The sequence below is a fragment of the Kineosporia succinea genome (assembly GCF_030811555.1).
Classification (GTDB): domain Bacteria; phylum Actinomycetota; class Actinomycetes; order Actinomycetales; family Kineosporiaceae; genus Kineosporia; species Kineosporia succinea.
Genome location: NZ_JAUSQZ010000001.1, coordinates 1,572,301 through 1,591,833, shown reverse-complemented (window position 1 = coordinate 1,591,833; position 19,533 = coordinate 1,572,301). Strand labels below are relative to the sequence as shown.

The window sequence follows — 19,533 nt, the reverse complement described above, 5'->3', positions numbered from 1 at the left end:
ACCGGACCGGGAAGAGCGCGAGGCCGGGCCTGAAGGGCATAGCTGTCCTGATGGGCCCGGCCCTCGTGGCCGCCGCGGCCTACGTCGACCCGGGCAATGTCGCGACCAACACCACGGCCGGCGCCACCTACGGGTACCTGCTGGTCTGGGTGATCGTCGGTGCCAACCTGATCGCCGCTGCGCTGCAGTTCCTCTCGGCCAAGCTCGGCATCGTCACCGGGCAGTCGCTGCCGGCGGTGCTGCGGTCACGCCTCGGCCGCAAGGCCCGGATCGCTTACTGGCTCCAGGCCGAACTGGTCGCCATGGCAACGGATCTCGCCGAGATCGTCGGCGGCGCCCTGGCCCTGAACCTGCTCTTCGGTGTGCCCCTGGTGCCGGGAGCCCTGATCACCACGGTGGTCTCGATGCTCGTGCTGGGATCGGGCGGGTTCCAGCGCATCGTCGTGGCGATGCTCTGCCTGGTCTTCGTCGGCTTCACCGCGGGACTGTTCTTCGCCCCGCCGAGTGCGTCCGGCGTGATGTCCGGCCTGGTGCCGCGTCTCGAGGGCACCGACAGCCTGCTGCTCGCGGTGGGCATGCTCGGCGCCACCGTGATGCCGCACGCCATCTACGCCCACTCGGCGCTGGCGGCCGACCGGCACGGCCACCACGAAGACAAGCCGAGGGTTCTCGCCGCCACGCGTACCGACGTCGGCGTAGCCCTGCTCGCGGCCGGCGCGGTGAACCTGTCGCTGCTTCTCCTGGGCGCGGGCGCGCTGCAGGGGATGGGCGGCGTGGACTCGATCGAGGGCGTGCACGCGGCCCTCGGCGCCGCGATCAGTCCGGCGGTGGCGCTGTTCTTCGCGGTGGGCCTGCTGTTCTCGGGCCTGGCCTCGACCGCGGTGGGTTCCTACGCCGGTTCGGTGATCATGGGCGGCCTGCTGCGCCGTCAGATCCCGCTGGCCGTCAGGCGTCTGGTCACGGCCGTGCCCGCCCTGGTGCTGCTGTCGCTGGGCGCCGATCCCACGACGGCGCTGATCTATTCGCAGGTGGTGCTGTCGTTCGGCATCCCGTTCGCGCTGGTGCCGTTGCTGCGGCTGACCTCGGACCGGGCGCTGATGGGCGAGCACGTCAACGCCCGCTGGACCACGCTCGCGGCCGGGGCGGCCTGCGCCCTGATCATCGGCCTGAACGTGGTGCTGCTGGTGCTGACCTTCTAACGGCCTTCGAACGACGGACGCTCCTTGGCGAGGAACGCCGAGACCGCCGCCGGGTGGTCGTGGCTGAGTCCCAGACGGGCCTGGGCCAGCGCCTCCCGGTGCAGAACCTCGGCCAGGAGGGCGCTGTTCACCAGGCTCTTCGTCTCGGCGTAGGCCCGGGTCGGGCCGGCTGCCAATCGGCCGGCCAGGGACGACGCCTCCGAAAGCACCTCAGAGCCGGGCACCACCGACCCCGCCACGCCCCACGACACCGCCTCGGCCGGGCTGAACGACGACCCCAGCAGCAGGAGCTCCTTCGCCCTCGACTCGCCCACCGAACGGGTCAGGGTCAGCGACAGGCCGGAGTCACAGGTCAGGCCGATCGCGGTGAAGGCCGTGGACAGCACCGCGTCGTCGGCGAACACCCGCAGGTCGCAGGCCAGGGCCAGGGCCAGGCCGGCTCCCACGCAGGTGCCGGACACCGCCGCGATCACCGGCTTCGGCATCGTGGCCAGCGCCGTGACGATCGGGGCGTAGTCGGCCTCGACCGTGTCGAAGGCGTGTGAGGCGTCGGCCGCCAGCGCGGCGGCGTGCTCGGCCAGGTCCTGCCCACCGCAGAACGAACCGCCGGCACCGGTCAGGACCACCGCCCGCACGTCGGGCGCCTCGGCCACGGAGACGAGGGCGGCACGCAGGGCCTTCTTCGTGACGGCATCGAGGGCGTTGCGGCGCCGGGGGCGGTCGATGGTCACCACCGCGACCGCCCCCTCCCGCGACACCGTGACCGTCATGACTTGGCCACCAGCGTCAGCACGTCGTAGGTCGCCACCGGCGACCCGTCCTGGTTGGTGACCACGGCGTCCCAACGCACCTCGCCGTAGTCGGCACTGTTGCGCGGCGTGATCTGCTTGACCGTGAGCTGCACCGAGATGGTGTCGCCGACCTTGACCGGGGTGAGGAACCGCAGGCCGTCGACCCCGAAGTTGGCCAGCACCGGACCCGGCGCCGGGTCGACGAACAGCCCGGCCGCCAGCGAGACCACCAGGTAGCCGTGGGCCACGATGCCGCCGAAGAGCGGGTTCCGAGCCGCCGCTTCCGCGTCGGTGTGTGCGTAGAAGTGGTCACCTGTGAACTCGGCGAAGTGCTCGATGTCGTCGAGAGTGACGGTGCGGCCCTCGGTGGTGATGCTGTGGCCCACCTGAAGCTGAGCCAGCGAGTACCGGAAGGGGTGCTCCGAAGGAGCCAGACGCCGAGCGCCGGGCGTCCACCGCCCCGTGATCGCCGTGAGCTGGTCGGGCGAGGCCTGGATCGCCGTGCGCTGCATGTGCCCGAGCACCCCGCGGACACCGCCGAGCTCCTCGCCGCCCCCGGCCCGCCCCGGCCCGCCGTGCACCAGCATCGGCAGCGGAGAGCCGTGCCCGGTGGACTCTTTCGCGTCGTCGCGGTCGAGCACCAGGATCCGGCCGTGCCAGGGCGCCAGCCCGAGCACCAGGTGCCGGGCGACCGCCCCGTCGTGCGTGACCACCGACCCGACCAGGCTGCCCTTGCCCCGGGCCGCCAGGGTCACCGCCTCGTCGAGCGTGTCGTAGGTGAGCACGGTGCTGACCGGGCCGAACGGCTCCACGTCGTGCGGCTGCACCGCACCCGGCCGGGCACGCAACAGAAGGGGCGAGAGAAACGCGCCCCGTGCGTCCCCCATCGAGCGAGAAGGATCGCCGAAGACCAACTCGGCCTCGGACCGCAGCGCCTCGACCGCCTTACGCACCTCGTCGCGCTGCCCCAGACTGGCCAGCGCCCCCATGCGCACGTCGGGATCGCGCGGGTCGCCGACCGTGATCGTGGCCAGTCGCGCCGCCAGCGCGTCCGAGACGGACGAAGCAACCGCAGCCGGCACGATGACCCGCCGGATAGCCGTGCACTTCTGCCCGGCCTTCACCGTCATCTCGGTGACGACGCCCTTCACGAACAGGTCGAACTCCGGATCACCGGACTGCACGTCGGGCCCGAGCACCGAGCAGTTCAGCGAGTCGGCCTCGACGCCCAGGTGCACGCCCCCGTCGAGCACGTTCGGGTGCCGCCGCAGGATGCCCGCCGTGTGCGCGGAGCCGGTGAAGGCCACGCTGTCGTGCACGCCGAGCTCGTCGAGCAGGGAACCCGCACTGCCCGAGACGAGCTGCACAGCGCCCTCGGGCAGGATTCCCGAGGCGATGATCAGCCGCACCGTGCGCTCGGTCAGATAGGCCGTCTGGCTGCCCGGCTTCACGATCGAGGGCAGGCCGGCCAGGAACGCCGGGGCCAGCTTCTCGAGCATGCCCCAGACCGGGAAGTTGAACGCGTTGATCTGCACGGTGACACCGGGCCTGCTGGTGTAGACGTGCTGGCCCACGAAAGTGCCGTGCTTGCCCAGGGTTTCCAGGTTTCCGTCGAACGCGATGGTGTCGTTCGGCAGTTCCCGCACGCCCTTGGACGCGAAGCTGAAGAGAGTGCCGATGCCGCCGTCGACGTCCACCGCGGTGTCGCGGGTGGTGGCGCCCGTGCGCACGCTCAGGTCGTAGAGCTCCGGCTTGTGCTCGTTCAGGTACTGCGCGAGCGTCTTGATCAGCTTGGCCCGCTGGTGGAAGGTCAGGGCCCGCACGGCCGGCCCGCCCACCGAGCGGGCGTGATTCACCATCGCGGCGTAGTCGAGCCCGCGGGCGGAGATGCGGGCGACCTCCTCGCCGGTGGTGGCGTCGAGCAGGGGTTCACCCTCGTCGGACGCCCGGAACCAGTGCCCGGCGGCGTAACTCTCCAGAAGCGTGGTCACGTGCGGCCCCTTTCTTGGAACACCCCATTGCGTTCGGCCCCGACTCGTGTCACGTTATTACAGACCGATCGGTAAGTAAATGGCGAGTAGCCCGGCGGCGATGGAGGCGGCGATGACCGACAGTGCAGTTGAGGCGCACTTCGACGAGGTGATCGCGCGCCACGACCGGATCGAGCCCCGGGACTGGATGCCCGACGCCTACCGGCGCACGCTGGTGCGGCAGATCGCCCAGCACGCCCACTCCGAGATCATCGGGATGCAGCCCGAGGGCAACTGGATCAGCCGCGCGCCCTCGCTGCGCCGCAAGGCGATCCTGCTGGCCAAGGTGCAGGACGAGGCCGGCCACGGGCTCTACCTCTACTCCGCGGCCGAGACCCTGGGCGTCAGCCGCGACGAGCTGGTCGACAACCTGCTCACCGGCAAGCAGAAGTACTCCTCGATCTTCAACTACCCCACGCTCAGCTACGCGGACGTCGGCACGATCGGCTGGCTCGTCGACGGTGCGGCCATCTGCAACCAGGTGCCGCTGTGCCGTACCTCGTACGGGCCGTACGGGCGGGCCATGATCCGGATCTGCAAGGAGGAGTCGTTCCACCAGCGGCAGGGGTACGAGCTGCTGATGACGATGATGCGCGGCACCCCCGAGCAGCAGGAGATGGTGCAGGAATCGGTGAACCGTTTCTGGTGGCCGTCTCTCATGATGTTCGGCCCGCCCGACGAGAACTCGCCCAACAGTGAGCGGTCGATGGCGTGGGGCATCAAGCGCAACTCCAACGACGACCTGCGGCAGAAGTTCGTGGACATGACCGTGCCCCAGGCCGACGCGCTGGGGATCTGCCTGCCGGATCCCTCGCTGGCCTGGAACGCGTCGAGGGAGCACTACGACTTCGGCGAACCGGACTGGGACGAGCTCGCGGCGGTGATCCGCGGTGACGGGCCCTGCAACGCGCAGCGCATCGAACACCGGCGCAGGGCGCACGAGGACGGGGCGTGGGTGCGCGAGGCCGCCACGGCGTTCGCCGCAGGAGGGGAGATCGGTGACTGATCGTCGGGAATGGCCCCTGTACGAGATTTTCGTGCGCGGCAAGCGCGGCCTCAACCACGTTCACGTCGGCTCGCTGCACGCCGCCGACGACGGGATGGCCCTGCGCAACGCCCGCGACGTCTACACCCGCCGCAACGAGGGCGTGAGCATCTGGGTGGTGAAGGCCGACGCCATCACCGCCTCCAGTCCCGACGAGAAGGATGCGTTGTTCGCCCCGAGCGGCGACAAGGTCTACCGCCACCCGACCTTCTACACGATCCCCGACGACGTCCCCCACATGTGAGGAGAGCTCGATGCACGACGACGATTTCGAGGCCGACTCCTCGCAGTGGGCGTTCGGCACCGACTTCGAGGACCCCCTGGCCGGGGTCGACACCAGCATCCCGGCCGGCGTCGATCCGGACGAACTGGCGCGGTACTGCCTGGGTCTCGCCGACGACGCGCTGATCATGTCGCAGCGCCTGGCCGAGTGGTGCAGCCGCGCGCCCGAGATGGAAGACGACGTGGCGCTGGCGAACCTGGCGCTCGACCTGCTCGGCCAGGCCCGGCTGCTGCTGGCCCGGGCCGCCGCGGCCTCGCCCGGGATCGTGCCGGAACTGCCGGAGGGATCACCGGTTCCGCCCGAGGACGCGCTCGCGTTCTTCCGGGAGGCCGGGCAGTTCCGCAACGTGCGCCTGGCCGAGGTGCCGAACGGGGACTTCGCCCACGTGGTCGTGCGGCTGCTGCTGTTCTCGGTGGCCCGGTTCGAGGTGCTCGAGCGGCTGCGCCTCAGCCGGGACCACGTGCTCGCGGCGGTGGCCACGCGCGGGGTGAAAGAGCTGTCGTACCACCGGGACTGGTCGGGCCGCTGGTTCCTGACCCTGGCCCGGGGAACGCAGGAGTCGCACCGGCGGTTGCTCGCGGCGCTCGACGAACTGTGGGTCTTCCGCGGCGAACTGACGGCGGCGGACGCCTCGGTGACCGATGTCGGGGTCGATCCGTCGACGGTCTCCGCGGCGGTGGACGCGGTGCTCGAGCAGGTGCTCGCGACCAGTGGGGTGGAGCGTCCGTCGAAGGGCGCACTGGCCGGGGTCGGCGGGCGGTTCGGGCGGGACGGCGTGCACACCGAGCACCTCAGTCTTCTGCTGGCCGAGATGCAGGTGGTCGCGCGGGCGCACCCGAGCGGGCGGTGGTGACGATGACCACCGCCTACGACGTGGCGCGCACCGTCACCGATCCCGAGATGCCGATGCTCACGCTCGAGGATCTCGGCGTCCTGCGCTCGGTCGAGATGAAGGACGACGTGGTCGTCGCGTCGATCACGCCCACCTACCTGGGGTGCCCGGCGATGGCGACGATGCGCGACGATCTCGTGCACCGGCTGAACGACGCGGGTTTCGAGCGGGTCGAGGTGCGGGTGACGCTCGACCCACCGTGGTCGAGCGACTGGATCACGGCGAAGGGCCGCCGGGCCCTGACCGAGCACGGCCTGTCGGCGCCCGGGAGTGTGCGCCGCTCGGTGGGGCTCTCGCTCGGCCCGACCCGGCGCCGGCTGCACTGCCCGCGCTGCGGATCCGCGAACACCCGGCTGAGCTCGGAGTTCGGTGCGACCGCGTGCAAGGCCCTCTACCGCTGCGACGATTGCCTCGAGCCCTTCGAGCACGTGAAAGAGATCTGATGACGTTACTTCTCGAACCGGTCCAGGCCCGCGCCGGGTTCCACCGGCTGACGGTGCGGGCGGTGGAGCGGCTCTGCGAGGACGCGGCCGCGGTGACGTTCGACGTGCCCCCGGGGCTCGAGAGCACGTTCGCCTTCGAAGCGGGCCAGTCACTGACCCTGCGCCGGACGGTCGACGGGGTGGAGCACCGGCGCTCGTACTCGATCTGCTCACCCGCCGGCAGTCGTCCCCGCATCGGCGTCCGCGAGATCCCCGACGGGATGTTCTCGTCGTGGCTCGTGCGTGAGGTGCGCCCCGGTGACGAGATAGAGGTGGCGCCCCCGGCCGGGTCCTGGCGGGCCGACGCGTCGAAGGGCGAGCGGCACCTGTGCATCGCCGCCGGGTCGGGCATCACGCCGATGCTGAGCGTGGCCTCGACCGTGCTGCAGCATCCGTCGGCCCACGTGTCCCTGCTCTACGGCAACCGCAACAGCCGCACCGTGATGTTCGCCGAGGAGCTGGGCGACCTGAAGAACGCCCACGGGCCGCAGCTGCAGGTCGTGCACGTGCTCTCGCGTGAACCCCGTGACGTGGAGCTGTTCTCGGGCCGGCTCGACGCCGACCGGGTGCGCCGCCTGCTGACCGAGCTGGTGCCGGTGGAGACGTTCGACCACGTGTGGCTGTGCGGTCCGCTGGAACTGGTGGAGTCGGCCCGCGCGGTGCTGCTCTCGCTGGACGTGCCCGCCGACCGCATCCACGTCGAGCTGTTCTACGTGGACGCGCCGCCGCCCCGGCCTCGCCGCCCCGAAGGTGCGGTCGAGGGGGAGACCACCGAACTCACCACCGTGCTCGACGGCCTGCGCGCCACCGCGTCCGTGTCCCGTGACGTCACCGTGCTCGACGGCGCCCAGGCCACCCGCGCCGACCTGCCCTTCGCCTGCAAGGGCGGGGTGTGCGGCACCTGCCGGGCGGTGGTGCGCGACGGCGAGGTGGACATGCGCCGCAACTACGCCCTCGAACCGGCGGAGGTGGAGGCCGGGTTCGTGCTCACCTGCCAGACCTTCCCGGTGAGTGACTGCGTGACCGTTGATTTCGACGCCTGATCAGTGGAGAACCCCCATGACTGAAGCCTTCGTCGTCGCCGGAGTCCGCACTCCGATCGGCCGGTACGGCGGCGCGCTCGCCCACGTGCGGCCCGACGACCTCGCCGCACTCGTGGTCGGTGAAGCGGTGCGACGGGCCGGCATCGATCCCGCGCTGATCGACGAGGTGGTGTTCGGCGCCGCGAACCAGGCCGGCGAGGACAACCGCAACGTCGCCCGGATGGCCGTGCTGCTGGCCGGTCTGCCCGACACGATTCCCGGGTTCACCGTGAACCGGCTCTGTGCCAGCGGCCTCACCTCCGTCGCCACCGCGCGGGCCCTGATCGCGGCCGGGGACGCCGACGTCGTGGTCGCCGGTGGCGTGGAGTCGATGACGCGCGCACCCTGGGTGACGGAGAAGCCCGCCAAGGCGTTCGCCAAACCGGGAGCCTCGTTCGACTCGTCGATCGGATGGCGATTCACCAACCCCCGGTTCGACGAGTCCACCACCGCGAGCATGCCGCAGACCGCCGAGAACGTGGCCGAACGCTGGAAGCTCGGCCGGGAGCAGCTCGACGCGTTCGCGTTGCGGTCGCACGAGCGGGCGCTCGCGGCGATCAAGGAGGGACGCTTCGCGGACGAGATCGTGCCGGTCCCGGTCAAGGGCGGTGTGGTGGACGTGGACGAGGGGCCGCGCGCGGACACCAGTCTCGAGCGGCTGGCCCGGTTGCGTCCGGTGAACGGGCCGGACGGGCGGGTCACGGCGGGCAACTCCAGCTCGCTGAACGACGGGGCGGCGGCGGTGGTGATCGTGAGCGAGCGGATTGCTTCCCGGCTGGGGCTCCGGCCGAGGGCCCGGCTGGTGGCGGCGGCCAGCGCCGGGGTCCCGCCCGAGGTCATGGGGATCGGGCCGGTGCCGGCCACGCTGAAAGCCCTGACCCGGGTGGGCTGGTCGGTCGACGACCTCGACACGATCGAGCTCAACGAGGCCTTCGCCTCGCAGAGTCTGGCCTGCATGAGCGATCTCGGGCTCGACCCGGATCGCGTGAACGCCGACGGTGGGGCGATCGCGCTCGGGCACCCGCTCGGGGCCAGCGGCACCCGCATCCTGGTCACGCTGCTCGGGCGGATGGAGCGCACGGACGCCCGGAAGGGCCTGGCCACGATGTGCGTCGGCGTGGGGCAGGGCAGTGCCCTGCTGGTGGAGCGGGCATGAGCGCGCCGCTGATCACGGAAGACCACAAGGACCGCGTCCTCTGGCGCCTGAACCGGCCCGAGCGCCGCAACGCGATCGACAAGGAGCTCGTCGACGCCCTGCACGCGGCCTGTTCCGAGGTCGAGGCCGAGCCCCGGATCGTGCTGGTCACCGGCGAGGGCGGGACGTTCGCGGCCGGGGCCGACATCGCCCAGCTGCGCGAGCGCCGGCGCGACGCGGCGTTGCAGGGCATCAACTCGACGATCTTCGACCGGATCCACCGGCTGCCCATGCCCACGATCGGCCTGGTCGACGGCTACGCGCTGGGTGGGGGAGCGGAACTGGCCTACGCCTGCGACTTCCGGATCGGCACGCCCGCCACGAAGATCGGCAACCCGGAGACCGGCCTGGGCATCCTGGCCGCGGCCGGCGCGTCGTGGCGTCTGCTCGAGCTGGTCGGAGAACCGCTGGCCAAGGAGATCCTGCTCGCCGGGCGGATTCTCGGCGCCGAGGAGGCGCGCGAGGTGCGGTTGCTGAACGAGATCGTCGAGGCGGAGGACCTGCTCGCGGCCGGGCACCGCTGGGCCGACCGGATCGCGGCGCAGGCCCCGCTGGCCACCCGCCTGACCAAGACCGTGATGCACGCACCGCACGGCGCCCACCCGGTGATCGACGACCTGGCGCAGGCGGTGCTGTTCGAGACCGAGGAGAAGCACACGCGGATGACGGCTTTCCTGGAGAAGCGGAGGAAGTCGTGAGCGTTCCGGAGCATGTCGGGGTCTACGGCGGAGGACGCATGGGGGCGGGTATCGCCCAGGTGTTCCTGACCGCGGGCAGTTCGGTCACGGTGGTGGAGAGCTCGCCCGGGTTCGCGGCCGCGGCGCGCGAGCGGATCGCGGCCGGGTTGGCGAAAGCGGCTGCCAAGGGTGCGCTCTCGTCGTCCGTCGAGGATCTGATCGACCGGCTGCACGCCACTGATGACGCGTCGGTCCTGTCCGGCGCCTCCCTCGTGGTCGAGGCCGTCCCCGAGGACGTGGACCTGAAAGCCGGTGTCCTGCGGACGATCGAGAAGCACGCGCCGCAAGCGGTGGTGGCCTCGAACACCAGCAGCCTGTCGATCGACGGGCTCGCGGGAGCCCTCGAGCGGCCGGAGAACTTTCTGGGGCTGCACTTCTTCAACCCGGTGCCGGTGAGCAGCCTGGTCGAGATCGTGGTGGGGGCGCAGACCGCGGACGCGCTGGTCGTCCGGGCCCGGGAATGGGTTGCGGCGCTGAGCAAGACAGCGATCACGGTGACCGACTCGCCGGGTTTCGCCAGCAGCCGGCTCGGGGTCTCGCTGGCGCTGGAGGCGATCCGGATGGTCGAGGAGGGCGTGGGCTCGGCGGAGGACGTCGACACCGCCATGACCCTGGGCTACCGCCACCCGACCGGACCGCTGCGCACGACCGACATCGTGGGCCTGGACGTGCGCCTGGCCATCGCCGAGCACCTGGCCCGCGAACTCGGCCCGCGCTTCGAGCCGCCGCGGCTGCTCCGTGATCTGGTCGCGGCCGGGCACCTGGGCCGCAAGACCGGGAAGGGGTTCTACGAGTGGTGAGCGACGAGCAGCAGCTGGCCGAACGCTCGGTCGCCGCCATGCTCGGCGGTGACCGGGCCAGCGCCGCCCTGGGGATGAAGCTGGAACTCGTGACCCCCGGACGCTCGGTGGTGTCGATGCTCGTGCGCGAGGACATGACCAACGGCTACGACCTCTGCCACGGCGGGCTGATCGCGTCGCTCGCCGACACGGCGTTCGCCGCGGCCTGCAACACCTATGGCGACGTGACGGTGGCGGCCGGATTCGACATCACGTTCCTGGAGTCCGCGCGGCTCGGCGACCGGCTCGAGGCCCGGGCGTTCGAGAAGGCGCGGCGCGGGCGTTCCGGGCTGTACGACGTGACGGTGGTGCGGTGTGCGGAACCGGAGGTCGTCATTGCCGAGTTCCGCGGGCGGTCACGGTCTTTGGGCCGGCCGATCGGTCAGGCCCTCGAAGGCCAGTGACGTCACGGCGCCGGCCACCGTGGCCGGATCGTAGGAACCCTCTGAGTGGTACCACTCGACCAGCGAGTTGACCATCCCGAACAGCAGACGGCTGACCAGACGGGGCGGGATGTCGGCGCGCAGCGAGCCCTCGCGCGCCGCCTCGGACACCAGCTCGGCCAGCTGGTCGTCGAGCCGGCGGCGCCGGGCCAGCGCGGCGACCTCGACCTCGCTGTTGCCCCGGACCCGCAGCAGCAGCGTGACACTCGGCTGGTGGGCCATCAGCACCTCGACGCTGCGCCGCACCACCGAACGCAGGCGCTCGTGGGCGTTCGTGCCCTCGTCGCGGATCGCCTCTTCGACAACCGCTTCCAGCTCGTCGAGCGCGTCGTTGAGCGCCGCGGACAGCAGTTGCTCCTTGCCGTCGACGTGGTGGTAGATCGCGGCCTTGGTGAGGCCCAGTTCCTTGGCCAGGTCGCCCATGCTGGTGGCGTCGTAGCCGCGGCGGTTGAACAGGTCGACCGCTGTGCGCAGCACCGTGGCCTGGTCGTGGCCGGGCCGGCCTCGGCGTCGCGGGGCCGACGGCTCGGGAACGGCGGCGCTGGTCACGGGTCCAGACTCTCACGCGTGCCCCCGAAGAGCCGGACCGGGGCGCCCAAACTCGGCCATAACGTCCTCAATCGTCCCGAAAACTGCTCTGTTTCAACAACTCCTGGCGCGCAACGGTGACTTCCGTGCGCCGGGAAGCAAGTCCTACGGATCGGTACGGAGGACTCTGGACGGAAGCCGACGAGGGCCGACCGAGAGGAACCATCATGCCGATCACCACCCGCGTCTCCCTGGTGCGACAGGCCCCGGGCACCTACGAGACCGCCACGGTCGAGCTCGACGACCCGCGCCAGAACGAGGTCACGGTCAAGCTCGCGGCATCCGGTCTGTGCCACTCCGACGACCACGTGGCCACCGGCGACGTACCGGTGGCGGTGTATCCGTACGCGGGCGGTCACGAGGGTGCGGGCGTGGTCACCGCGGTCGGCCCGAACACCCCCGGCTACGAGGTCGGTGACCACGTCGTCTTCTCGTTCCTGCCCGCCTGCGGCCACTGCGAGTTCTGCGCCCGGGGCCTGAGCAACCTCTGTGACCTCGGCGCCTCGCTGCTCACCGGCGCCCGGGCCGAAGACCCGACCAGCTTCCGGATGACCGAGAACGGCAAGCCCGTCGGGCAGCAGTGCGGCATCTCGACCTTCGCCGAGTACACCACCGCCTCGGTCGATTCCGTGGTCAAGATCGACAAGGACATCCCGCTCAAGCTCGCCGCGCTGATCGGCTGCGGCGTGCCGACCGGCTGGGGTGCGGCCACCCGCTCGGCGAACGTGAAGACCGGTGACGTGGTGATCGTCGCCGGGATCGGAGGCATCGGCGCGAACGCGTTGCAGGGCGCCCGTTTCGCCGGGGCGCGCGCGGTGATCGCCGTCGACCCGGCGCCGTTCAAGCAGAAGGTCGCACACGAGTTCGGCGCCACGCACGCCTTCTCGAACATCGCCGAGGCCACCGAGTACGCCCGGTCGATCACGAACGGCCAGGGCGCCGACTCGACCATCATCACGATCGGGGTGGTGAAGGGGGAGCACGTGGCCGAAGGCCTGGCCTCGATCCGCAAGGCCGGCACGGTGGTGCTCACCGGCCTCGGCGACCTCACCGAGGTCGGGGCGCCGATCTCGCTGGGCGACCTCACGCTCATGCAGAAGCGGCTCCAGGGCTCGCTGTTCGGTGAGTCGAACCCGCGGTTCGACATCCCGAACTTCCTGCGGCTCTACCGCACGGGCGATCTCAAGCTGGACGCGCTGGTCACCAAGGAGTACACGCTCGATGAGGTGGCCGAGGCCTACCGGGACATGCACGCGGGCACGAACATTCGCGGTGTGATCGTCTACTGAGACGAGGCCCCTGGGCCTGGGGCCCCGCGTCGGTGAGATTCGCGCGAATCTCACCGACGCGTCCTCCGCGCCGGTTACTCGCCGACCACGGGCCGGGCGGCCCGGTCGGGCTCGGTGCGCAGACGCGAGTGCCGGTAGCCGTAGACCGCGTAGATCACCAGGCCGGCCAGCAGCCAGACGGCGAACCGCAGCCAGGTCTCGCCCGGCAGGTCTTTCATCAGGTAGGCCGCGAAACCGATGCCGATGAGCGGGAGCAGCGGGTTGAGCGGCACCCGGTAGGCCCGCGGGAACTCCGGGTTCTTGTACTTGAGGATGATCACGCCCGCGTTGACCAGGATGAACGCGAAGAGCGTGCCGATGTTGACCAGCTTCACGATCTCGCTCAGCGGCACCAGCGCGGCCAGGATCGCCACCAGGACACCGAGAAGCACCGTCAGTCGGGCCGGCGTGCCGAAACGCGGGCTGATCCGGGCCAGGTTCCGCGGCAGCAGGCCGTCGCGGCACATCGAGTAGAAGATGCGGGTCTGGCCGAAGAGGATCACCAGGCAGACGCTGGTGATGGCGATCAGGGCGCCGAAACTCAGCAGCGCGGCGGCCCAGGTGATGCCCGCGCCGTCGTCGAGGGCGGCGGCCAGCGGGGCGTCGCTGCCGGAGAGCTGGTCGGTGCTGGCCAGCCCGACCGCGCCGAGCGAGACCAGCACGTAGAAGACGGTGACGATGGCCAGGCTGGCGAGGATGGCGATCGGCAGGTCGCGCTTGGGGTTTCGGGCCTCCTCGCTGCCGGTACTGATCGCGTCGAAGCCGATGAAGGCGAAGAAGATCACCGCGGCCGCGCTGACCACGCCGTCCTGGCCCTCGGGGGCGAACGGGGTGAGGTTGCCGGAGCTGAAGTTGGCGAACGCGATGATGATGAAGAAGACCAGGATCGCCATCTTGATGCCGACCATCACCAGGTTGACGCGGGCGCTCTCGCGCACGCCGAGCACCAGCACCAGGGTGATCGCGAGCACGATGAAGACGGCGGGCAGGTTCAGGACCCCGCCGTCCTCCGGTGACTTCGCGATGGCGGTTGGCAGTTCCCAGCCGAAGGCGTTGTCGAAGAAGGCGTTCAGGTTGCCGCCCCAGCCGACCGCGATGCCGGCGACCGAGACGCCGTACTCGAGGATCAGGTCCCAGCCGATGATCCAGGCCACCAGCTCGCCGAGAGTGGCGTAGGAGTAGGTGTAGGCGCTGCCCGAGACCGGGATGCTGGAGGCCAGCTCGGCGTAGCTGAGGGCGGAGAACATGCAGGCCACGGCGGCCAGCACGAACGAGAGCACGACCGCCGGGCCGGCCAGGGACGCGCCCTCGCCGATGACGACGAAGATGCCGGTGCCGATGGTGCCGCCGATGCCCAGCGCGGTGAGCTGGGTGGCGCCGACGGCCCGTTTCAGCTGGGTGCCGTCATTGTCGTCGGGTTCGGCGGTGAGGCTCTCGAGGGAACGCCGGGTGGTCATGTTGCGGGTGGCGACACGGGAGTCGTGGGCCAGACGGGAGAAACGCCCGCCTCCGCCCGGTCCTGTGGTCAGGGCCATCTCGGCACCTTCTTCCAGCCGGGGCCAGGGCGCGGTCAGGCGCCCTCCACGACGTCCCCCTCGCCCATGACCGGGTCAACTATCAGAATTCAGTTCTAGAGTGCGCGTGAACCAGTAGTAAGCCCCCGGCGGTGGATGCGCCACCGGAACGCGGGAACGAGCGCGGGGCGGGCCTTCGGCCGGGGTGCTGGCCGGGCTTCCGACCGGGCTTCCGACCGGGCTTCCGACCGGGCTTCTCGTCGGGCTTCTGGCCGGGCTTCTCGTCAGGCTTCTGGTGGGGCTTCCGGTCAGGCCTCGAGCGAGGCCTCGTCGGGCGAGGAGAGGCTCAGCACCACGCCGGCCACGGCGGGGGACGCCGCGATCTTGGCCTCCAGGGCCCGCAGCCGCACCGCCAGGTGGGACTCCACGTCGTCACCGGCCAGGTCGACGTCGCCGATCAGGGTGACCATGCGCGGGCCGATGATCTCGATGCGCAGGTAGGTCACCCGGGCCACCTCGGGGAGCTCCAGGAGGGCCTGGATCACCTGGGACCGCACGCGCGGGTCGGCCTCCTGACCGATCAGGAAGCTGCGGTTGCGCTGGATCAGCACGATCGCGACCACCCCGAGCACCAGGCCGACCAGGATCGAGCCGATCGCGTCGGGGATCGGGGAGCCGGTGATCTGGTGCAGGGCCAGCCCGCCGCCGGCGATGAGGATGCCGATGAGCGCGGCCGAGTCCTCGAAGAACACCGCCCGCAGCGTCGGGTCGGAGGTCTGGAGCACGTGCTCGAACACGTCGCGCTGCATCGACGCGGCCTCCGGCCGGGCCTGGCGCAGCGACTGCAGGAACGACGTGCCCTCGAGCAGGAACGAGACCGCGAGCACGACGTAGCCGATGATGAAGTCGCCGGCCTCCTCGCCGTTGAACAGCTCCTGCACGCCGTGGGTCACGGACACCGCGGCCCCGGCGACGAACAGGCCGAGCGCCGCGAACATCGACCAGACGTAGGCCTCCCGGCCGTAGCCGTGCGGATGCGTGGCGTCGGCCGCCCGGCGGGACCGGCGGTTGGCGACGACCAGGAAGATCTCGTTGCCGGTGTCGGCCCAGGAGTGCGCCGCCTCGGCGACCAGGGAGGCCGAGCCGGTGAGGACGGCGGCGACCGACTTCGCTATCGCGATGAGGAGATTGGCGGCGAAGGCCACCGCGATCGTGAGAGTGCTCTCGTCACCGCCGTCCTCCCCGGTGAGTTCCATCGGGATGTGGACGATCGACGGTTCCGGTACCTGGTCGGCCCTGGTCGGAAGTGCTTCGTTCTGTGGGTCACCGGGCATGCGGCAGGTCTAACACGATCGGTACCGGCCCGCCCGCCGGGTAAGTGCGTAGCTGTGACCCGGCTGTGAGAGTAACGGCTTGATCATCTTTCTTGATCATGGTTGATGACGCTGAGTTTGATCCGGTGGAACGCGTCGCTCGTTGTCAGAAATTGCACCGGCACTGCCCCCGTACGTTCCGTAGTCGTCAAAAGTGCCGCCTGACCTGCCGTCTCGGGTGCTGGGCAGCACGGATGCGCCCCTGGACGAGTGGTAACAAAACGGGCACGGTGACAGGCTGCGCACATCCCCTGAATCCCATCCTGAACTGCAGACTCTTTCTGTATGTCAGGAAACAGTGACACTCCGTCGTGAAACTGTTTGAACTTGACGTCTCTTTAAGATTCAGACAATTGCGTGACTGCACTCTGTTACCTGCGCCGACTCGGCGTGGATCGCCAGACGAGCCGAACAGGGGAGTGGCAAGGCGTGCTGACCAAGAAGCGGGTGGTGGGGGCGACCGCACTGGTGGTGGTCGCGGCCGCCATCGGGACCGTGCCGGCGATCGCCGGCCAGGATCCGAAACCGGAAAAGACAGCGGTCGGGCCGGCCGTCTCCTGGACGAGCACCGACGGCGCGGCCTACATCTCGGACTACTCACACAAGCCCAAGAGCAAGAAGTGGCGTCGTGAACACCGCCGCAGCACGGCCAACTGGCCCGGGCGCTGGCAGGACGACGTCAATCCGGACAAGGACCGCCCGAGCACCCCGCCGGGCCCGGGCACCGAGACGCCGACGGTCGGTCCCTCGGCCTCGGCCACCACGGGCCCGACGGGTTCCGTCACCACCGACCCGAACTACCCGACGGCGACGAGCACCGGCGAACAGGGTTACACCTCGGGCAGTTTCACCACGAGCACCACGACCACCTCGCTGGCGCCGAGCGCCACGGTCGCGCCCTCGGGCGACCAGACCGGTTCGCCGACCCTGCCGGGCACCGGGCTGCCCACGGTGACGGGCAGCGTGAGCCCGTCCGACGGGGTCACCGCCCCGGGAACCTGCTCGACCTCGACCGACGAGCCCACCACCGGCACGGCCACGGGCTCGGCGACCGCGGGCGAGGGGCAGACGGCCACCCCGTCGTCCACCGCCACCGGCGAGACCAGCACGACGACCAGCACAACGTCCACCACGACCGCGTCCACCACCACGTCCACCGGCACCCCGTCCACCACGGCCACGCCGGCCGAACCGGGTGCCGAGACGACGCCCTCGTGCGACATCCCGAACCGTTCCGGGGTGCCGTGGGGCGCCAGCGGCGTGTTCATGCCGGGCGACAACCCCGCCGACGTCGACGCTTTCGGCCAGTGGCGGGGTGCCCCGGTCGACGTGGCGGTCACCTGGCCGGCCCGTCAGACCTGGGACGACGTGATCAACCCGGCCTGGGTGTTCTCGGCCTGGAAGGACACGCCGTACACGATGGCGCTCGGGGTGGCCCCGGTGCCGGAGGCCGACGACAGCGCCACCATGGCGGGCTGTGCGGCCGGGCAGTACAACGACAAGTGGGTCCAGTTCGGCCAGAACTTCAAGGACGCCGGGATGGACGACTCGATCATCCGGCTGGGCTGGGAGTTCAACGGCAACTGGTACAAGTGGAGCGCGAGCAACCCGGGGCAGTTCGCCGAGTGCTTCCGGCAGATCGTGAAGAGCGCGCGCACCACGGCTCCCGACCTGAAGTGGGACTGGACCGTGAACCGCGGTGTCAGTGCGGGTCTCGCCGACGCCACGCAGGCCTACCCGGGTGACGAGTACGTCGACTACGTCGGCATCGACTCGTACGACATGTGGCCGGGCGCCAACAACGACCAGACCTGGGACCAGCACCTGAACGGTGAGTTCGGGCTGAAGTTCTGGGCCGGGTTCGCCAAGGAGCACGGCAAGAAGCTCACCATCCCGGAGTGGGGCGTCTACCCGGGCACCGGCAGCGCCGGGGCGAACGGCGGCGACAACGCGCTGTACGTCAACAAGATGTTCGAGTTCTTCAAGAGCATGGGCTCGGACCTGGCCTACGAGGCGTACTTCAACGAAGACGCCAGCTACTACGCCGGGGCCATCTTCGCGCCCAACCAGAACCCGAACGCGGCCGGCATCTACCAGACGATGATCGCCTCCGACGCGGAGTCGTCCGGTAACCAGTAGATCCACCGGAACGCCGGAACGGCCGCACTCATTCACATGAGTGCGGCCGTTCTGATTACCGGGGCCGGGTGAAACCGCACCCGGTACGCCGGTTACGGCCCTCTTCGCCCGGAACCCCGGCTCTAGCCTGAGGCTGTCACTCGGGGATCCGCGCGAAGGAGGTACCGATGTTTCTCGTCAGCGTGTGCCTGCTCCTCACGGTGGTGGCCGTGGGAGCCGTGATCGGCATGTATCTGCGTGACTCCCGCAACGCCCACCGGATCAGTGACGAGGGCAGCGAGTTCCTGGAAACCCTGGAGACCGCGCCACCGAACCAGAAGGAGGACTAGGAGCGCGCGCCGACGGCGTGCTCCAGCGCCAGCTGGTTCAGCCGCACGAAGCCGAAACCGCGCTCGGCGACGGCCTCCACGTCGAAGTCCTCGTAGGTGCTGCGGTCGGCCAGCAGGTCGGCGAGAGTCTCGCCCTCGGCCAGCGTGGGCTGCGCGAGCTCGAGCACACCGGAGTAGGCCAGCGCCTCCTGCACCTCGGGGTCGGCGCGGAACGCCCGGGCCCGCTCGGCGAGCAGCAGGTAGCTGGCCATGTTCGCGGCCGCCGAGTCCCACACACCCTGCTTGTCCTCGGTGCGCGAGGGCTTGTAGTCGAAGTGGCGCGGGCCGTCGTAGGTCGGGCCGCCGGCCGGGAAGCCGTTCTCGATCAGGTCCACGGTGGCGAACGCGGAGAACAGGTCGCCGTGGCCGAACACCAGGTCCTGGTCGTACTTGATGCTCTTCTGGCCGTTGAGGTCGATGTGGAAGAGCTTGCCCGCCCACAGTGCCTGCGCGATGCCGGTCGTGTAGTTCAGCCCGGCCATCTGCTCGTGGCCGACCTCCGGGTTGAGCCCGACGATGTCACCGTGCTCGAGCTTGGCGATCAGGCCGAGCGCGTGACCGACGGTCGGCAGCAGGATGTCGCCGCGCGGCTCGTTCGGCTTGGGCTCGATCGCGATCCGCAGGCCGTAGCCCTTCTCCTTGATGTACGCCGCGACGGTGTCGATGCCCTCGGCGTAGCGGTCGTGGGCGGCGTTCAGGTCCTTGGCGCTGTCGTACTCCGCGCCCTCGCGCCCGCCCCACATCACGAAGGTGTCGGCCCCGAGCTCGGCGGCCAGGTCGACGTTGCGGATGACCTTGCGCAGGCCGTATCGGCGCACCCGGCGGTCGTTCGAGGTGAACGCGCCGTCCTTGAAGATCGGGTGGCTGAAGGTGTTGGTGGTGAGCATCTCGACGGTGATGCCGGTGTCGGCCAGCGCACCCTTGAACCGCTCGAGAATCTTCTCCCGCTCGGTCTCGCTGCTGCCGAACGGCACCACGTCGTCATCGTGAAAGGTGACGTGAGCGGCGCCGAGCTCGGCCAGCTTGTGCACCGACTCGACCGGGTCGAGATCGGGGCGGCTGGCACTGCCGAACTGGTCCTGACCCGGCCAGCCGACCGTCCAGAGCCCGAACGAGAAACGGTCGGCGGGGGTGGGCTTACGCGTCATCGCGGAACACTCCAGTCGCATCGCGGATGCATTTAATCTACGCCGTGAATTTATCCA

General features: G+C 70.1%; 19 protein-coding genes. 13 read left to right on the top strand and 6 right to left on the bottom strand.

Annotation, left to right across the window (positions count from 1 at the left end; all coding sequences use genetic code 11):
* Nucleotides 1–50: 50 nt before the first annotated feature.
* Complete coding sequence (locus J2S57_RS07075) at nt 51–1,199, top strand: Nramp family divalent metal transporter (RefSeq protein WP_370882586.1); 1,149 nt, start codon at nt 51–53, stop codon at nt 1,197–1,199.
* Here J2S57_RS07075 and J2S57_RS07070 read toward each other — a convergent pair.
* On the bottom strand, nt 1,196–1,969 hold the full coding sequence (locus J2S57_RS07070) for an enoyl-CoA hydratase/isomerase family protein (RefSeq protein ID WP_307239672.1): 774 nt from the start codon (nt 1,967–1,969) through the stop codon (nt 1,196–1,198). The genes J2S57_RS07075 and J2S57_RS07070 overlap by 4 nt on opposite strands.
* The gene (gene paaZ / locus J2S57_RS07065) at nt 1,966–3,981 is read right to left on the bottom strand and encodes a phenylacetic acid degradation bifunctional protein PaaZ (protein WP_307239670.1); all 2,016 of its coding nucleotides are present in this window, start codon (nt 3,979–3,981) and stop codon (nt 1,966–1,968) included. Before paaZ ends, J2S57_RS07070 begins: the two co-directional genes overlap by 4 nt.
* Before the next feature lie 112 nt (nt 3,982–4,093).
* On the opposite strand from paaZ, the gene paaA reads away from it, so the two are divergent.
* From paaA to paaI, 9 genes are read left to right on the top strand one after another with little or no spacing between them, the layout of a single operon-like run.
* The gene (gene paaA / locus J2S57_RS07060; protein ID WP_307239668.1) at nt 4,094–5,026 is read left to right on the top strand and encodes a 1,2-phenylacetyl-CoA epoxidase subunit PaaA; all 933 of its coding nucleotides are present in this window, start codon (nt 4,094–4,096) and stop codon (nt 5,024–5,026) included.
* Complete coding sequence (paaB, locus tag J2S57_RS07055; protein ID WP_307239666.1) at nt 5,019–5,309, top strand: 1,2-phenylacetyl-CoA epoxidase subunit PaaB; 291 nt, start codon at nt 5,019–5,021, stop codon at nt 5,307–5,309. The genes paaA and paaB overlap by 8 nt, the downstream gene beginning before the upstream one ends.
* 10 nt (nt 5,310–5,319) lie before the next feature.
* Nucleotides 5,320–6,201 carry a 1,2-phenylacetyl-CoA epoxidase subunit PaaC gene (gene paaC / locus J2S57_RS07050; RefSeq protein WP_307239664.1) on the top strand — a complete coding sequence of 294 codons (882 nt, stop codon included), beginning with the start codon at nt 5,320–5,322 and terminating at the stop codon, nt 6,199–6,201.
* Nucleotides 6,202–6,203: 2 nt separating this feature from the next.
* A complete protein-coding gene (gene paaD / locus J2S57_RS07045; RefSeq protein WP_307239662.1) occupies nt 6,204–6,683 on the top strand; it encodes a 1,2-phenylacetyl-CoA epoxidase subunit PaaD in 480 nt (159 codons plus the stop codon).
* A complete protein-coding gene (gene paaE, locus J2S57_RS07040) occupies nt 6,683–7,765 on the top strand; it encodes a 1,2-phenylacetyl-CoA epoxidase subunit PaaE (RefSeq protein WP_307239660.1) in 1,083 nt (360 codons plus the stop codon). The genes paaD and paaE overlap by 1 nt, the downstream gene beginning before the upstream one ends.
* Nucleotides 7,766–7,781: 16 nt before the next feature.
* A complete protein-coding gene (locus J2S57_RS07035) occupies nt 7,782–8,960 on the top strand; it encodes a thiolase family protein (protein WP_307239657.1) in 1,179 nt (392 codons plus the stop codon).
* Nucleotides 8,957–9,697 (top strand): enoyl-CoA hydratase/isomerase family protein, encoded by a 741-nt coding sequence (locus J2S57_RS07030; RefSeq protein WP_307239655.1) that lies wholly within the window; start codon nt 8,957–8,959, stop codon nt 9,695–9,697. Before J2S57_RS07035 ends, J2S57_RS07030 begins: the two co-directional genes overlap by 4 nt.
* The gene (locus J2S57_RS07025; protein ID WP_307239653.1) at nt 9,694–10,536 is read left to right on the top strand and encodes a 3-hydroxyacyl-CoA dehydrogenase family protein; all 843 of its coding nucleotides are present in this window, start codon (nt 9,694–9,696) and stop codon (nt 10,534–10,536) included. The genes J2S57_RS07030 and J2S57_RS07025 overlap by 4 nt, the downstream gene beginning before the upstream one ends.
* On the top strand, nt 10,533–10,979 hold the full coding sequence (gene paaI, locus J2S57_RS07020) for a hydroxyphenylacetyl-CoA thioesterase PaaI (RefSeq protein WP_307239650.1): 447 nt from the start codon (nt 10,533–10,535) through the stop codon (nt 10,977–10,979). Before J2S57_RS07025 ends, paaI begins: the two co-directional genes overlap by 4 nt.
* Here the strand turns inward: paaI and J2S57_RS07015 are convergent.
* Entirely contained in the window at nt 10,932–11,567 is a 636-nt protein-coding gene (locus tag J2S57_RS07015; protein WP_307239648.1) for a TetR/AcrR family transcriptional regulator, read from the bottom strand. The genes paaI and J2S57_RS07015 overlap by 48 nt on opposite strands.
* Nucleotides 11,568–11,773: 206 nt before the next feature.
* Between J2S57_RS07015 and J2S57_RS07010 the strand changes: the two genes are divergently transcribed.
* The gene (locus J2S57_RS07010; protein WP_307239646.1) at nt 11,774–12,895 is read left to right on the top strand and encodes an NDMA-dependent alcohol dehydrogenase; all 1,122 of its coding nucleotides are present in this window, start codon (nt 11,774–11,776) and stop codon (nt 12,893–12,895) included.
* Between the two features lie 74 nt (nt 12,896–12,969).
* Here the strand turns inward: J2S57_RS07010 and J2S57_RS07005 are convergent, their stop codons facing one another.
* Together J2S57_RS07005 and J2S57_RS07000 are read right to left on the bottom strand one after the other, a co-directional pair.
* Complete coding sequence (locus J2S57_RS07005) at nt 12,970–14,469, bottom strand: amino acid permease (RefSeq protein ID WP_307239644.1); 1,500 nt, start codon at nt 14,467–14,469, stop codon at nt 12,970–12,972.
* A gap of 287 nt (nt 14,470–14,756) precedes the next feature.
* The gene (locus J2S57_RS07000) at nt 14,757–15,704 is read right to left on the bottom strand and encodes a cation diffusion facilitator family transporter (protein ID WP_370882585.1); all 948 of its coding nucleotides are present in this window, start codon (nt 15,702–15,704) and stop codon (nt 14,757–14,759) included.
* A 546-nt stretch (nt 15,705–16,250) separates the two neighbouring features.
* On the opposite strand from J2S57_RS07000, the gene J2S57_RS06995 reads away from it, so the two are divergent.
* Together J2S57_RS06995 and J2S57_RS06990 are read left to right on the top strand one after the other, a co-directional pair.
* Complete coding sequence (locus tag J2S57_RS06995; RefSeq protein WP_307239640.1) at nt 16,251–17,960, top strand: glycoside hydrolase family 26 protein; 1,710 nt, start codon at nt 16,251–16,253, stop codon at nt 17,958–17,960.
* Nucleotides 17,961–18,127: 167 nt separating this feature from the next.
* Complete coding sequence (locus J2S57_RS06990; protein WP_307239638.1) at nt 18,128–18,289, top strand: hypothetical protein; 162 nt, start codon at nt 18,128–18,130, stop codon at nt 18,287–18,289.
* Here J2S57_RS06990 and xylA read toward each other — a convergent pair.
* Complete coding sequence (gene xylA / locus J2S57_RS06985) at nt 18,286–19,476, bottom strand: xylose isomerase (RefSeq protein WP_307239636.1); 1,191 nt, start codon at nt 19,474–19,476, stop codon at nt 18,286–18,288. The two genes, J2S57_RS06990 and xylA, sit on opposite strands and share 4 nt — an antisense overlap.
* Nucleotides 19,477–19,533: the final 57 nt, after the last annotated feature.

Excerpts from the sequence above, each read along its gene's own strand:
- J2S57_RS07075 (WP_370882586.1), top strand. The coding sequence starts at position 51 with ATGGGCCCGGCCCTCGTGGCCGCCGCGGCCTACGTCGACCCGGGCAAT.
- J2S57_RS07035 (WP_307239657.1), top strand. The coding sequence starts at position 7,782 with ATGACTGAAGCCTTCGTCGTCGCCGGAGTCCGCACTCCGATCGGCCGG.
- J2S57_RS07030 (WP_307239655.1), top strand. The coding sequence starts at position 8,957 with ATGAGCGCGCCGCTGATCACGGAAGACCACAAGGACCGCGTCCTCTGG.
- J2S57_RS07000 (WP_370882585.1), bottom strand. The coding sequence starts at position 15,704 with ATGGAACTCACCGGGGAGGACGGCGGTGACGAGAGCACTCTCACGATC.
- J2S57_RS07005 (WP_307239644.1), bottom strand. The coding sequence starts at position 14,469 with ATGGCCCTGACCACAGGACCGGGCGGAGGCGGGCGTTTCTCCCGTCTG.
- paaE (WP_307239660.1), top strand. The coding sequence starts at position 6,683 with ATGACGTTACTTCTCGAACCGGTCCAGGCCCGCGCCGGGTTCCACCGG.
- paaC (WP_307239664.1), top strand. The coding sequence starts at position 5,320 with ATGCACGACGACGATTTCGAGGCCGACTCCTCGCAGTGGGCGTTCGGC.
- J2S57_RS07010 (WP_307239646.1), top strand. The coding sequence starts at position 11,774 with ATGCCGATCACCACCCGCGTCTCCCTGGTGCGACAGGCCCCGGGCACC.
- J2S57_RS06990 (WP_307239638.1), top strand. The coding sequence starts at position 18,128 with ATGTTTCTCGTCAGCGTGTGCCTGCTCCTCACGGTGGTGGCCGTGGGA.
- paaA (WP_307239668.1), top strand. The coding sequence starts at position 4,094 with ATGACCGACAGTGCAGTTGAGGCGCACTTCGACGAGGTGATCGCGCGC.
- J2S57_RS07070 (WP_307239672.1), bottom strand. The coding sequence starts at position 1,969 with ATGACGGTCACGGTGTCGCGGGAGGGGGCGGTCGCGGTGGTGACCATC.
- xylA (WP_307239636.1), bottom strand. The coding sequence starts at position 19,476 with ATGACGCGTAAGCCCACCCCCGCCGACCGTTTCTCGTTCGGGCTCTGG.
- paaD (WP_307239662.1), top strand. The coding sequence starts at position 6,204 with ATGACCACCGCCTACGACGTGGCGCGCACCGTCACCGATCCCGAGATG.